This window comes from Actinoplanes xinjiangensis, assembly GCF_003148685.1.
Taxonomy (GTDB): Bacteria; Actinomycetota; Actinomycetes; order Mycobacteriales; family Micromonosporaceae; genus Actinoplanes; species Actinoplanes xinjiangensis.
Map to the genome: position 1 here is coordinate 588,702 of NZ_QGGR01000001.1, position 13,246 is coordinate 601,947.

A 13,246-nucleotide genomic window follows, 5' to 3' on the forward strand; every position below is an offset into this window, starting at 1 on the left:
TGACCTACCCCGATCATGATCCAGAAACACGAGTGACATAGAGAGGCGTTGACACCACCGCAACCGTTTGCATTAATGGCTCTCACCGAGAGATCCGGGTCACACCGGATCGCCATCAAGGAGGGCACCGTGGCCGTGACGATCCGGGACGTCGCCAGAGCGTCCGGAGTGCACATCTCCACGGTGTCGCGCACGTTCTCCGCCCCGCACCTGGTCAACCCCGAGACGCGTTCCCGGGTGCTGGCCACCGCGGAGCAGCTCGGCTACCGCCCCAACCGGGCGGCCCGGGCACTGATCACCGGACGTACCCACAACATCGGCCTGATCGTGGCCGATATCGCGAATCCGTTCTTCCCGCCTCTGATCAAGGCGGCCGAGACCCACGCCCGGCGGCGGGACTACCACGTCTTCGTCGCCGACACCGACGAGGATCCGATCGTCGAACTCGACCTGGTGCAGGCCCTGGCCAAGCAGGTCGACGGGATCCTGCTGTGCAGTCCCCGGATGAGTGACGACCAGATAGAACAGGTGCGCCGCGAGGTGCCGCTGGTCGTGATCAACCGCATGATCACCGGCTTGCCCGCGGTGGTCATGGACGTGGGACACGGTGCCCGGGAAGCCGTGCGCCACCTGCTCGATCTGGGCCACCGGCACCTGGTCTACCTGGCCGGGCCGCGTGGCTCATGGACCAACCGGGAGATCCGCCGGGCCGCCGGGGCCACCACCCGGGCAGCCGGCGCGGAACTGACCGTCCTCGGCCCGAACCAGCCGGTCGAGGAGACCGGTGCCGCGGCCGCCGAGGCCGTGCTGCGCACCGGTGCCACCGCGGTGCTCGCCTACAACGACCTGATGGCGATCGGCCTGCTGCAGGCGTTGCAGGACCGTGGTGTCGACGTTCCCGGGCAGGTGAGTGTCGTCGGCATCGACGACATCGCGTACAGCGGGCTGGTCCGGCCACGGCTGACAACCGTGGCGAACCCGACCGCGACCGCCGGGCGTACCGCCGTCGACATGCTGCTCCAGCAGGGCGACGACGGGCCGGCCGGACAGGTCACCCTCCGGACCGACTTGATCATTCGCAACTCCACCGGCCCGGGGCCGTACGCCCCGGCCGTCGCGCTCAACGCTGAGGTTGCCGCAACCGTCAAGGAGTGACGAGACCCCATGACCGCATACCACCCCCTTCCCCGCCGCCGTGTGCTCAGCGGTGTCGTGGCCGCCATGCTGGCCCTTCCGCTGGCCCTGGGCGCCTGTAGCAGCGACGACGGTGCCGCCGACGACGGCAAGATCGAGCTGAGCTTCTTCTGGTGGGGCGGCGAGGCCCGTGCCCAGCTCACCGAGCAGGCGCTCGCCCTCTACACCCAGAAGCACCCGGAGGTCACGTTCAAGAAGACGTGGCAGGCCAACCAGGGCTACTTCGACAAGCTGGCCACCCTGACGGCCGGCAACGACGCTCCGGACATCTTCCAGATCGACGACAACTACCTGGCCGAGTACGCCACCCGGAACGTCACGGCGGACCTCGCCGAGTACACCAAGTCGGGCAAGATCGACACCTCGAAGTTCCAGAAAGGCCTGGTCGAGTACGGCACGGTCGACGGGAAGCTGGCCGGCCTGGCACCCGGTGAGAACACCCAGGGCCTGGTCTACAACAAGGCCAAGCTGGACGCGGCCGGAGTCGCGCTGCCCACCACCGGGCAGACCTGGGAGGAGCACATCGCCTGGGCCAAGGACGCCGCGGCGAAGACCAAGGTGGCCGGCACCATGGACCCGAGCGCCGACTACAAGGCGTTCTGGCTGTGGCTGCGCCAGCAGGGCAAGGAGCTGTACAACGGCAGCGAGCTCGGCTTCACCCAGGCGGACGTGCAGGCCTGGTTCGAGCTGTGGAAGGGCGCCCGCGACGGCCAGTCGACCCCGACCCCGGACGTGATCCACGAGGGCAACGCCACCGACGTCACCAAGCAGCTGGTCGTGACCAACAAGGCGCTCACCTCCTGGGTGTGGGCCAACCAGCTGCCCGAGCTGCAGAAGAACACCAAGGACGACCTGGCCGTGATCGCCTACCCGGGTGACGCGACCAAGCAGTGGGCCCGCGCCTCGATGTACTTCTCGGTCTACCGCGGCAGCAAGCACAAGGACGTCGCCGCCGACGTGCTCAACTTCCTGGTCAACGACCCGGAGGCGGGCAAGATCCTCGGCACCGACCGTGGTCTGCCGTCGAACCTCGACATCCGGTCCCAGGTCGCCGCGTCGACGGACAACGCGGCGATGAAGGAGACCATCCAGGTCATGGACGAGCTGGGCAAGAACTTCGGCCCGGCGCCGACGGTTCCGCCGAAGGGCCACAGCACGGTGCGCTCCGAACTGATCAAGGCGGCTGAGGAGGCCCAGTACGGCCGCGCCACTCCCGCCCAGGCCGCCGAGCAGTTCTTCGCCGCCAGCCAGGCCGCGATCAAGCGGTGAGCCCGATGGCAACAACAACGGCCCGGCCCTCGTCGACCCGGCCGCCGGCCGGCCCCGCCGCTGCTCAGCGGCGGGGCCGCCCCGCCAAGCACCGGACCGACGGCATCGCCGGCTACCTCTTCCTCTCGCCCTGGCTGCTCGGGCTGCTGACCATCACCGCCGTCCCGATGCTGATGTCGCTGTACCTCAGCTTCACCAACTACGACGTCCTCTCCGACTGGGAGTCGATGGAGTGGGTGGGGCTGGACAACTACCGCACGATGTTCACCGAGGACCCGTCCTTCTGGCACGCGGTCCAGACCACCCTGATGTTCGCGCTGGTCGCCACACCGCTGAAGCTGGCCGCCGCGCTCGGGGTGGCGATGCTGCTCAACCGGCCGTTCTCCGGTGCCGGCCTGTTCCGTGGCCTGTTCTACCTGCCGTCGCTGCTCGGCGGCAGCGTGGCGCTGGCCATCGTCTGGGTCAACATGTTCAACCGGGACGGCGCGTTCAACTCGTTCCTGGGCTGGTTCGGTATCGAGGGCAAGGCCTGGGTCAACGATCCGGACTTCGCGCTGGGCACGCTGATCCTGCTGGCGGTCTGGCAGTTCGGCGCCCCGATGGTGATCTTCCTGGCCGGCCTGAAGCAGGTGCCGGTCGAGCTGTACGAGGCGGCGTCGGTGGACGGCGCGAGCCCGTGGCGGAAGTTCTTCAACATCACGCTGCCGATGCTGTCCCCGGTGATCTTCTTCAACCTGGTGCTCGAGACGATCAACGGCTTCCAGGGCTTCACCTCGGCGTTCGTGCTGAGCAACGGCACCGGTGGCCCGGTCGACTCGACCCTCATGTACACCCTGCACCTCTACATCAAGGGCTGGAACGAGTACCAGATGGGCTACGCCTCGGCGATGGCCTGGGTGTTCCTTCTCTTCATCGGCCTGGTCACCGCCGTGGTCTTCCGGACCGGCAGGTTCTGGGTGCACTACTCGGACGGAGAAGACTGATGACCCTCCAGCGCCTGGCCCGGCCTCTCACGCTGGTCCTGCTCTCGGCGGTGGTGCTCTACCCGCTGGTGTGGATGCTCGGCAGCTCGTTCAAGAGCCAAGAGGAAGTCCTGAACAACATGGCGATCCTGCCGAACGTCTGGACTCCCGGGAACTACGCGGCGGGCTGGAGCAACTTCGACGTCAGCTTCGGGCGGTTCTTCGTCAACAGCGCCGTCGTCGCCGGGCTGACCGTGGTCGCCAACTGCGTCTCCTGCCTGCTGGCGGCGTACGCGTTCGCCCGTCTGAAGTTCAAGCTGCGCGGGTTCTGGTTCGCCATCATGATCGGGACACTGCTGCTTCCCGGGCACGTCCTGATCGTTCCGCAGTTCGTGATGTTCAAGACGTTCGGCTGGGTGGGCGGCGACTGGCCCTACGCGCCGCTGATCGTCCCGCAACTGCTGGCCACCGAGGCGTTCTTCGTCTTCCTGATGGTCCAGTTCATGCGTGGCGTCCCACGCGAACTCGACGAGGCCGCCATCATCGACGGCTGCACCCCGTTCGGGGTGTTCCGGCACGTCATCCTGCCGCTGTCGCGGCCGGCCCTGGTGTCGACGGCGATCTTCTCGTTCATCTGGACCTGGAACGACTTCTTCCGCCAGCTGGTCTACCTCTCCGACCTGGAGAAGTACACCGCTCCGGTGGCGCTGACGCTCTTCATCGACTCGAGCGGCCAGTCCTCGGTGGGCCCGATGTTCGCCATGTCGGTGCTCTCGCTGGCCCCGGTCTTCCTGTTCTTCGTGGCCTTCCAGCGCCTGCTGGTCGAAGGCATCAACACGTCAGGACTCAAGGGATGACACGCCTGTTCAGCCGCCCGCTCGCCGCTTCGGCGGCGGGCGGCCCGCCCCTCACGGTCTCCTCCTCCACGGGTACGGACGGAGCGGCGCCGGACTGGCCGCGGGAGGACGAGCCGGAGTACCGCCCGGACTGGCGGGAACGGTTCGCCCTCGGCACCGACCTGGCCCTGATCGGGGTCGTGGTGACCGTCGCCGCCCTGCCGGTGCTGACCCTCACGGCCGCGCTCGCCGCCGGGTCTGCCGCCGTGCACCACCGCTACCGGGAGGGCCGGCTGCCCGCGTTCCGGCCGCTGCTGCGCCAGTACGGCCGCTCGATCCTGCCCGGCATCCCGTTCGTGCTGGTGGCCGTACTGCTGCTGGTCGATCTGATGGCGCTGAGCCGGGGCCTGGTCCCCGGCGGCACGCCCGTCCTGCTGCTCACCGGCGGCGTCGCGTGCCTGCTGGCCGGGATGGCCACGCTCGCCCTGGTGGCGGTCGGCCGCGACCCGGGCACCCCGTGGCGGGCCGCTCTCGCCTGGTCGTGGAGCCGGACCTCGCAGCGCCTGTGGTCGGCGCTCGCGCCCGCGCTGGCCGGGGTGCTGGCGTTCTTCCTGGCGCTGTCGGTGCCGGCCACGATCCCGCTGGTGATCGGTTTCCACCTGTTCGCCGCGCACGTGATCAGCGACCGGCTGGCCTCGTCGTCGTCGATCCGGGGCGGCCATCATCCGACGGCGTGACGCCGGTCACAATATGGCAACCTCGGGGGCCGGTGCGGAGACTAGGGGCCGATCGGCCCGACCACCCCGCCCCCGAGGAACGTGTGCACCGGACTTCCGCCTTCCGCCTCAGCCGCCCCGGCCCGTCGCGGCCCCGGCGGCCACCGCCTCCCCCGCGCCGCCCGGCCTCCCCGCAGTGCCCCTCCGGCTACCGCTAGAGGCTCGCCTTCCGCGAACCCGTGCCCGTTTTTCGTGAGCCCGTCGCTCGCTTTCCGCGAGCCCGTGCCCGTCTTTCGCGAGCCCGTCGCTCGTCTTTTCTGAGCCGTCGCCGGGGCGGCCGATCGCTCCCGGCTCAGCTGAGCCGGGAGCCGCTCGTCACCGGGTCGCCGCTGCCCAGGTAGAAGATGCCGGGCAGACCGTCGGTCTCGAAGCCCTCGCTCACGTTCCTGCGCAACGTCGAGTTGCGGATGGTCAGCGTGCCGGTCCGGTCGTTGCTGACGAAGAAGATCGCACCGCCACCCTCGTTGGCCCGGTTCTTCTCCACCACGGTCCCGTTCAGCGTCAGCTGATAGGTGTCGCCGTCCTGGTAGATCGCCCCGCCACTACCACCGCCGGGTGTGCCGTCGCGGGCCGGGTTGGCACCGTTGCCGACGGCCGCGTTGCCGGAAAAGACACTGTTCAGGACGGTCCACGAGACGTGGATGCTGCTCAGCGCGCCACCGTTGGAGCAGACGCCGCCGGAGAACGTGCTGCCCACGACGTACACCGGCTGGTTCCCGCCCTGCAGCCGGACCCGGATCGCACCGCCACCGATGTCGGGGCCCGTACCCGCGCACCGGTTGTCGGTGAACCGGGAGTTGATCACCCGCAGGCCGCCGCCGTTGACGAAGATCGCGCCGCCGCCACCCAGCTCATCGGTCGGGTCGGTGGCGTTGCCCTTGGTGAAGGCCATGTTCTGCACGGTCAGCCACGGGGTCACCTTGTCGTGGCAGTGCCCGCTCGCCGAACTGACGCCCTGCGCGGTGTCACAGACGTTCATGTAGAGGATGCGCCGCTTCCCGCCGCCGCTCAGGGTCACCCGGCCCCCGCCGTCGAGCACCACCTTCGCCACCGGGTTGCGCACCTTCGCGGTCGCGGCCATCGTGATCGTCACCGGCGACGGGCCACAGTCGAACGTGATGACACCGCCGGCCGCGACCGCCTTCACCACCGCGGCGGAGGTGCAGCTCGCGGGGGTGCCGTCGCCGATCGTACGGTCGGGATCGCTCGTGTCGACCGGCTTCGCCGCCGCCGGGATCGCGGCCCGGCCCGACGTGTTGCCGGGTTTCGGGAGGGTCTTGACGACGGGCTTCGACGGTTTCGGGGAGGGTGATCCGGACGGCGCCGCGGGTGCGGAGACCGACGGGCCCGCCGACGCCGCCGCCTGCGCCGACGCGGCGCCCTCCGTCACCGGCGCGGGCGTCGCGGCGACCGGATCGGCCGGTGGCGTCTCGCCGGACTGGCAGGCGGCCAGGCTACCGGCGAGGAGCAGGGGCAGAGCGATCCGTCTGATAACCACCGGCAGATGCTACGGCGGACGGTGCTCGCCCGCTGCCCGCCGTCCGGCCACTTCGGCCCGTCCGTCAGCACCGCGACCTCCGCCCGGCGGCCGACCGCGAAGTCCCGCCCTCAAAGCCGCGACCTCCGCCCGGCGGCCAGCTGCCACGTCCCCAGCGAGAGCAGCACCAGCATGGCCAGGGTGAGGATGCCGAGGAGGGCGAGGACGATCCCGTCCACGTCGAGCAGCGGCGGGGAGCCCGGCCGGATCTCGCCGCGGGCCAGGACGTCGTCGGCCACGTCGATCGACTCGACGTCCCCGGCGAGGCCCAGTTCGTCGCCGGCCGTCAGCCGGGCACCCGTGCCCAGGTTGATCAGCCGGGCCGCCTCGATGTTGTTCTGGCTGGTCAGGTCGTATTGCGAGTCCGGCTTGTCGAAGACCGTCGGCGCGGCGTCCTCGATGGGTGTGTACTCGACCGCCACCGGCTCTCCCGACGGCCACCAGCCCAGCACCCGCAGCGCGTAGATCCCGTCACGGGTGTACGCCGTCCCGGTCTGCGCGCCGTCGGTCGCCGAGATCGTGGTGACCGTCCAGCGGATCGGGTGGTCGCCGCAGTCGCACTCGGCACCGGACACCACCAGCAGGCCCCGGCCGTCCCGGGTCCATGCGCCCTTGCCGGCGAGCCGGGCCCCGGCCGGGAGCGGCACGTCCGCCGTCGTCCCGTCGGCCCGGGTGAGAACGCTGAGCCGGTCGCCGTTCTGATAGGCGAGCCGGGCGCCGTCCGGGGAGAACGCGGCCGTCCAGCCGCTCAGCGCGCCGACCCGGCCGAGCCGGGCGACCTCGCGCGGCGTCCCGGTGGCCACGTCGAAGAGGAACAGGCCCGTCGTGCCGTTGTTCATGCCCGGATCCGGCCAGCCGCCGGCGAGCAGCGCCACCGTGCCGCCGTCCGGTGCCCAGGCCTGCGGCTCCACCAGGATGTCATCACCCCACTGGGCGCCCCAGGCGGTGACCTCGCCGGTGGCGAGGTCGGCGATCCCGCTGTCGAAGGCGAGCCGGGCGCCGTCCGGCGACAGCACCGACGACATGCCGGCCGCGCCGCTCCACTGCCCCACCCGGTAGGTGTCGTCGCTGCGGGCGACCAGGCCGGCCAGCCAGTCCGACTCGTCGGGGTACCAGGTGTTGGAGGTGTACAGGACGGACGCCGCACCGATCGGTGCCTCGGCGGCGTCCGGCGTCCACGGCGACGGGGCGCCGATCCGGGCCGGCAACGTGGCCGCGCCCTGGTGCGCCGCCGTCGACGAGCCGCCGAACCCGTGCCACTCGAACGCCAGGCCGCCCCACCCGCAGCAGAACACCATCGTCGTCAGGGCCGCGGTCAGCGCCGCCGCCTTCGCCAGTCGCCCGGTCCACACCGGCAGGTCACCTGAGGGCATCGAGTCCTCCCCTTCACCGTGCCCCGTACACGGCGCGCCGAGCATAGATGATCATGGCCAGCGGGTGATGGCCGTCGAGGCGGGCCTCAGGTGGCGCCGCCCCGGCGGTGCTCGAAGATCAGGTAGGTCTCGGTGCCGGCGATCAGGCGGGTGCCGCTCAGCCGTTCGGTGATCACGGCGCGCAGGTCGTCGACGTCGGCGCAGGCCACGTGCAGCAGGAAGTCGTAGGAGCCGGAGACGAAGTAGACGTCCCGGACCGCGGGGATACCGGCCAGCGACTCGGCGAACCGGCCGATCGCCTCGCGGGCGTCGGAGCGGACCCGGACGGCGATCATCGCCTGGATCGGGCGGCCGATCCAGGCCGGGTCGACGTCGGCGTGGAAACCGCGGACGGCGCCCAGCTCACGAAGCCGGCGGATGCGGGTGAGGCACGTCGACGGGGCGATGCCGACCCGGTCGGCGAGGGCGTTGTTGGGCATCCGGCCGTCGGCCTGCAGCAGGCTCAGCAGTTCCAGATCGATGTTGTCGAGGCCTCGAACATCCTTCGGCGGATCGGTCACTTTCGGCCGTCGCCGCGAAGGATCTGCCCGATGACCGTTACGGACAGAATCTTCTTCGCTCGACTTGCCGGTCTGCTGCACATCGTTCCACCCTATCGCCATCACTTGGTGACGGAGGGAAAGTCCCATGCACATCGGCGTGCCGGCAGAGGTCAAGAACCACGAGTACCGGGTGGCCATCACCCCGGCCGGCGTGGTGGAGGCGGTACGACACGGGCACACCGTGTCGGTGCAGACCGGCGCCGGAGTGGGATCCGCCATCACCGACGAGGACTACGTGGCCGCCGGCGCCCAGATCCTGCCGGACGCCGACGCCGTGTGGGGCTCGGCCGACATGATCCTCAAGGTCAAGGAGCCGATCGCCTCCGAGTATCACCGGCTGCGCGCCGGGCAGGTGCTCTTCACCTATCTGCACCTCGCGGCCGACGCCGAGGGGACCAAAGCCCTGATCGACAGCGGGACGACCGCGATCGCGTACGAGACGGTGCAGCTCGCCGACGGATCGCTGCCGCTGCTCGCACCGATGTCCGAGGTGGCCGGCCGGCTCGCTCCGCAGGTCGGCGCGTACAGCCTGATGCGTAACAGCGGTGGGCGCGGCGTGCTGCCCGGCGGTGTCCCGGGGGTCGCGCCGGCCCGGGTGACCGTCATCGGCGGCGGCGTCTCCGGGGTGAACGCGGCGACCATCGCGCTCGGCCTCGGCGCCGACGTCACCATCCTGGACCTGAGCCTCCCGCGGCTGCGGCAGATCGACGCCCAGTTCGGCGGGCGGGTCAAGACGCTGGTGTCGAACGCGTACACGATCGAGCAGTCGGTGCTCGCCGCCGACATGGTGATCGGCGCGGTGCTGGTGCCCGGCGCGAAGGCCCCGACGCTGGTGAGCAACGACCTGGTCAAGCGGATGAAGCCGGGTTCGGTGCTCGTCGACATCGCGATCGACCAGGGCGGCTGTTTCGAGGACTCCCGGCCCACCACCCACCAGGATCCGGTCTACCGGGTGCACGAGTCGGTGTTCTACTGCGTGGCCAACATGCCCGGCGCGGTTCCCAACACCTCGACGTTCGCGCTCACCAACGCGACCCTGCCGTACGTGCTGCGCCTGGCCGATCTGGGCTGGCGGGAAGCACTGCGGGACGACCCGGCACTGGCGCTCGGGCTCAACGTGCACGCCGGCACCCTCACCAACGAACTGGTCGGATCCGCCCTCGGGCTCCCCACCGAGACCGTCAGCTCGGTCCTGGCCTGATCCGGCCACTCCCGCGCGCCCTCCGTCCGTGTGGCTTCTGTTCACATGACGGAGGGCGCGCCCGTTTCATGGCGAGAGCGCTTTTCTATTAGGAAACCTTGCTTTATATTTTTGTCACATCCATCGATAGACGTTCATCTTTGGGGAGTGACATGCGCAGACTCATCACCCTCCTCGCGGTAGCCCTGCTGGGCGCCGCCGGATCGCTCCTGGTCGTGTCGCCGGCCTCGGCACACGGCTACGTCTCCGCACCGCCCAGCCGGCAGGCGCTCTGCGCCCAGGGCCGGGTCGCCTGCGGCCAGATCAAGTACGAACCGCAGAGCGTCGAAGGCGCCAAGAACCTGCGGACCTGCCACGGCAACAACGCGGTGTTCGCCGAACTCAACGACGACAGCAAAGGCTGGCCGGCCACCAACGTCGGCACCTCGCAGACGTTCACGTGGATCAACACGGCCCGCCACGCGACCGCGAGCTGGGAGTACTTCATCGGCGGCACGCGCGTCGGCTACTTCGCCGGCAACAGCCAGCAGCCGCCGGCGACGCTGTCCCACACCGTCAACCTGAGCGGGTTCTCCGGGCGGCAGAAGGTGCTCGCCGTCTGGACCATCGCCGACACGGCCAACGCGTTCTACTCGTGCATCGACGTCAACATCGGTGGCACCGGTGGCGGCGGCACCACTCCCCCGCCGACCGGATCGTGCACGGCACCGGCCTGGAGCGCCGGCGCCGTCTACGTCAACGGCAACCTGGCGTCGCACAACAGCCGCACCTGGCGGGCCAAGTGGTGGACGCAGGGCGAGACGCCCGGGGCCGCCGACGTATGGGCCGACCAGGGCGCCTGTTGAGAAGCCCGGGGCCGCGCTCCCGCGAGCGCGGCCCCGGCACCTTTCAGAACGCGGCCAGGACCGAGCCCTGGTACTTGTCCTGAACGAACTTCTTCACCTCGGCCGAGTGCAGCAGCTTCTCCAGCTTGACCACGCGGGCGTCGGCCTCGTCGCCGGTGCGGACGACGACCAGATTCGCGTACGGGTTGTCGTCCCCCGTCTCCAGCGCGAGAGCGTCGGTGGCCGGCTTGAGGCCGGTCTCGATCGCGTAGTTGCCGTTGATCACCGAGATCGCGGTGTCCTCCAGGCTCCGCGGGAGCTGGGCCGCCTCCAGCGCCTTGAACTGGAGGTTCTTCGGGTTCGCGGTGATGTCCTTCTCGGTCGCCTTGACCCCGACGCCGTCCTTGAGAGTGATCAGGCCGTTGCGGGCGAGCAGGTTCAGGGCGCGACCCGAGTTGGACGGGTCGTTCGGGATCCCGACGACGCCACCGGCCGGCACGTCCGCGATCGCCTTGACCGTCCGGGAGTAGACGCCGAGCGGCTCGATGTGCACCGGCTTGAGCGCGGTGAACTTGTAGCCCTTCGCCGCGACCTCCTCCTCCAGATACGGGATGTGCTGGAAGTAGTTGGCGTCCAGCTGCTTCTCGCTCAGCGCGACGTTCGGCTGGATGTAGTCGTTGAACTCGACGATCTCGATCTTCAAGCCCTCGGCGGCGGCGAGGTTGTCCTTGACGTACTTGAGGATCTCGCTGTGCGGGACCGGGCTGACGCCGACCTTGAGGGTGTCGGTCGACTTCGCCTCGCCGTCGTCACCCGAGCCGCAAGCGGCCAGGCCGAGGGTGAGCGCGGCGGCGGTCAGGACGGCAGCGAAGGAGCGGCGGCGCATTCTCGGGGACCTTTCATCTCTATGGGCAATGCATGAATTCGGACGGTCGGAGACCGGGCCCGCCGTACGGCTCAGCGGTGTGACAGCCTACGGACGAGCAGGTCACCGACCATCTGGACGAGCTGGACGAACACCACCAGGGCGATGACGGTGGCGATCATGACCTCGGTCTCGAACCGCTGATAGCCGTAGCGGATCGCCAGGTCACCCAGACCGCCGCCCCCGACCACCCCGGCCATCGCCGAGTAGCCGACCAGCGCGATCACCGTGATCGTCAGGCCCGCGACCAGACCCGGCAGCGCCTCACGCAGCAGCACCTTGCCGACGATCTGCCGGCGGGTCGCACCCATCGCGGTCGCCGCGGCCACCACGTCCGGAGGCACCTCACGCAGGGCCGACTCGACGATCCGGGCGAAGAACGGGATCGCGCCGATGGTCAGCGGCACGATCGCCGCGTCGGTCCCGATCGTGGTCCCGACGATCGCCCGCGTGAACGGGATCACCGCGACCAGCAGAATGATGAACGGCAGTGACCGGCCCACGTTGACGATCGCGCCGAGCACGACGTTGACCGGCCGCAACCTGCCCTTGTCAGTCAGCACCAGCAGAACCCCGAGGAGCAGGCCACCGACCGCGGTGAGCAGCGCGGACACCCCCACCATCCAGGCCGTCTCCCGTAGGCCACCGGTGAGCAGCTCGAACACTTCGGACCAGGTCATGACAACACTCCGCGCTCGCGCAGGAACTCCAGGGCCTCACGGTTGTCCTCGGCGCCGCCCGGCAGGGCGATCCGCCACCGCCCGGCCCGCGTCGCGGCCAGCGTCTCCACCGACCCACCCAGGATGCGTACGTCCGCAGCGAACCGCCGGGCCAGCTCGGCGATGATCGGCTCATCCGCCTCCGGCCCGCTGACCGTGACGTCGACGACCGTCGCGCCGTCCACCGCAGTCGGCCCGTCCAGCGGGAACAGGTCGCGGGCCAGCTCCGACCCGGGCGCCCGCAGCAGGTCCGCGATGGCACCCGACTCGACGAACCGCCCGTCCCGCATCACCGCGGCCGACGTGCAGATCCGCTTCACCACGGTCATCTCGTGCGTGATCAGCAGGATGGTCAGGCCGAGCCGCCGGTTGAGGTCGAGCAGCAGCCGCAGGATCGAGTCGGTGGTCTCCGGGTCCAGGGCCGAGGTGGCCTCGTCGGAGAGCAGCACCTTCGGCCGGGCGGCCAGCGCGCGGGCGATACCGACCCGCTGCTTCTGGCCTCCGGACAACTGAGCGGGGTACGCGTCAGCGCGCCCGGTCAGCCCGACCAGCTCCAACAGCTCGGCGACGCGGGCTTTGCGCTCGGCCCGCGGGGCTCCGGTGACCTCCAGCGCGAACGCGACGTTACCCGCGACGGTCCGCGACGACAGCAGCGCGAAATGCTGGTGGATCATCCCGATCCCGTGCCGGGCGATCCGCAACTGCTTGCGCCGCAGGCTCGTCATCTCCTGGCCGCCGACGCGCACGGTGCCGGCGTCCGGCCGCTCCAGCATGTTGACGCAGCGCAGCAGCGTGCTCTTACCGGCGCCGCTCTGCCCGAGAACCCCGAAGACCGCACCCTCGCCGACGTGCAGATCCACCCCGTCGACGGCGGTGACGGAACCCTTCCTGGAGCGGTACGTCTTACGAAGACCGCTTATTTCAATCACGTAAACACCCTGGTCAGCAGTTGTGACGAGCGTCGCAATGCCTACCGGCTCAGTGGGCATTTGCGGCAGGGCCCACGCTAGCCTCTGTTACGGCTCCAG

At 69.8% G+C, this 13,246-nt stretch carries 13 protein-coding genes; 7 read left to right on the forward strand and 6 right to left on the reverse strand.

What is annotated here, in order from left to right; translation table 11 throughout:
- Nucleotides 1-129 precede the first annotated feature (129 nt).
- The 5 genes from BC793_RS02615 to BC793_RS02635 are packed head-to-tail and all read left to right on the forward strand — an operon-like array spanning nt 130 to nt 4,998.
- Nucleotides 130-1,155 (forward strand): LacI family DNA-binding transcriptional regulator, encoded by a 1,026-nt coding sequence (locus BC793_RS02615; RefSeq protein ID WP_109589106.1) that lies wholly within the window; start codon nt 130-132, stop codon nt 1,153-1,155.
- A 9-nt stretch (nt 1,156-1,164) separates the two neighbouring features.
- Nucleotides 1,165-2,463, forward strand: a complete 1,299-nt coding sequence (locus BC793_RS02620; RefSeq protein WP_109588890.1) for an ABC transporter substrate-binding protein — start codon at nt 1,165-1,167, stop codon at nt 2,461-2,463.
- A 5-nt stretch (nt 2,464-2,468) separates the two neighbouring features.
- Nucleotides 2,469-3,446, forward strand: coding sequence for a carbohydrate ABC transporter permease (locus BC793_RS02625; protein ID WP_109588891.1), 978 nt, complete (start codon nt 2,469-2,471; stop codon nt 3,444-3,446).
- A complete protein-coding gene (locus BC793_RS02630; RefSeq protein WP_109588892.1) occupies nt 3,446-4,282 on the forward strand; it encodes a carbohydrate ABC transporter permease in 837 nt (278 codons plus the stop codon). Before BC793_RS02625 ends, BC793_RS02630 begins: the two co-directional genes overlap by 1 nt.
- Nucleotides 4,279-4,998, forward strand: a complete 720-nt coding sequence (locus tag BC793_RS02635; protein WP_203896070.1) for a hypothetical protein — start codon at nt 4,279-4,281, stop codon at nt 4,996-4,998. Before BC793_RS02630 ends, BC793_RS02635 begins: the two co-directional genes overlap by 4 nt.
- Before the next feature lie 331 nt (nt 4,999-5,329).
- Here the strand turns inward: BC793_RS02635 and BC793_RS02640 are convergent, their stop codons facing one another.
- The 3 genes from BC793_RS02640 to BC793_RS02650 all read right to left on the reverse strand — a co-directional run bounded on the left by BC793_RS02640 (nt 5,330) and on the right by BC793_RS02650 (nt 8,507).
- Nucleotides 5,330-6,529: a hypothetical protein gene (locus BC793_RS02640; protein WP_373871194.1), complete on the reverse strand. Its 1,200-nt coding sequence runs from the start codon at nt 6,527-6,529 to the stop codon at nt 5,330-5,332.
- A gap of 116 nt (nt 6,530-6,645) precedes the next feature.
- Entirely contained in the window at nt 6,646-7,947 is a 1,302-nt protein-coding gene (locus BC793_RS02645) for a TolB-like translocation protein (RefSeq protein WP_146246168.1), read from the reverse strand.
- A gap of 86 nt (nt 7,948-8,033) precedes the next feature.
- Complete coding sequence (locus BC793_RS02650) at nt 8,034-8,507, reverse strand: Lrp/AsnC family transcriptional regulator (RefSeq protein ID WP_109588895.1); 474 nt, start codon at nt 8,505-8,507, stop codon at nt 8,034-8,036.
- Nucleotides 8,508-8,634: 127 nt separating this feature from the next.
- Here BC793_RS02650 and ald point away from each other — a divergent pair, with 127 nt between their 5' ends.
- Together ald and BC793_RS02660 are read left to right on the forward strand one after the other, a co-directional pair.
- Complete coding sequence (gene ald / locus BC793_RS02655; protein WP_109588896.1) at nt 8,635-9,750, forward strand: alanine dehydrogenase; 1,116 nt, start codon at nt 8,635-8,637, stop codon at nt 9,748-9,750.
- Nucleotides 9,751-9,902: 152 nt separating this feature from the next.
- Nucleotides 9,903-10,595 (forward strand): lytic polysaccharide monooxygenase, encoded by a 693-nt coding sequence (locus BC793_RS02660; RefSeq protein ID WP_109588897.1) that lies wholly within the window; start codon nt 9,903-9,905, stop codon nt 10,593-10,595.
- 43 nt (nt 10,596-10,638) lie between these two features.
- Here BC793_RS02660 and BC793_RS02665 read toward each other — a convergent pair whose 3' ends face one another.
- The 3 genes from BC793_RS02665 to BC793_RS02675 form a co-directional block, all read right to left on the reverse strand.
- A complete protein-coding gene (locus BC793_RS02665) occupies nt 10,639-11,460 on the reverse strand; it encodes a MetQ/NlpA family ABC transporter substrate-binding protein (RefSeq protein ID WP_109588898.1) in 822 nt (273 codons plus the stop codon).
- Nucleotides 11,461-11,531: 71 nt separating this feature from the next.
- On the reverse strand, nt 11,532-12,179 hold the full coding sequence (locus BC793_RS02670; RefSeq protein ID WP_109588899.1) for a methionine ABC transporter permease: 648 nt from the start codon (nt 12,177-12,179) through the stop codon (nt 11,532-11,534).
- Nucleotides 12,176-13,147: a methionine ABC transporter ATP-binding protein gene (locus BC793_RS02675; protein WP_203896069.1), complete on the reverse strand. Its 972-nt coding sequence runs from the start codon at nt 13,145-13,147 to the stop codon at nt 12,176-12,178. Before BC793_RS02675 ends, BC793_RS02670 begins: the two co-directional genes overlap by 4 nt.
- Nucleotides 13,148-13,246 lie beyond the last annotated feature (99 nt).

What these genes read in the sequence shown, in the direction of transcription:
- BC793_RS02660 (WP_109588897.1), top strand. Translation starts at nt 9,903, where the DNA reads ATGCGCAGACTCATCACCCTCCTCGCGGTAGCCCTGCTGGGCGCCGCC.
- BC793_RS02645 (WP_146246168.1), bottom strand. Translation starts at nt 7,947, where the DNA reads ATGCCCTCAGGTGACCTGCCGGTGTGGACCGGGCGACTGGCGAAGGCG.
- BC793_RS02665 (WP_109588898.1), bottom strand. Translation starts at nt 11,460, where the DNA reads ATGCGCCGCCGCTCCTTCGCTGCCGTCCTGACCGCCGCCGCGCTCACC.
- BC793_RS02620 (WP_109588890.1), top strand. Translation starts at nt 1,165, where the DNA reads ATGACCGCATACCACCCCCTTCCCCGCCGCCGTGTGCTCAGCGGTGTC.
- ald (WP_109588896.1), top strand. Translation starts at nt 8,635, where the DNA reads ATGCACATCGGCGTGCCGGCAGAGGTCAAGAACCACGAGTACCGGGTG.
- BC793_RS02635 (WP_203896070.1), top strand. Translation starts at nt 4,279, where the DNA reads ATGACACGCCTGTTCAGCCGCCCGCTCGCCGCTTCGGCGGCGGGCGGC.
- BC793_RS02630 (WP_109588892.1), top strand. Translation starts at nt 3,446, where the DNA reads ATGACCCTCCAGCGCCTGGCCCGGCCTCTCACGCTGGTCCTGCTCTCG.
- BC793_RS02625 (WP_109588891.1), top strand. Translation starts at nt 2,469, where the DNA reads ATGGCAACAACAACGGCCCGGCCCTCGTCGACCCGGCCGCCGGCCGGC.
- BC793_RS02670 (WP_109588899.1), bottom strand. Translation starts at nt 12,179, where the DNA reads ATGACCTGGTCCGAAGTGTTCGAGCTGCTCACCGGTGGCCTACGGGAG.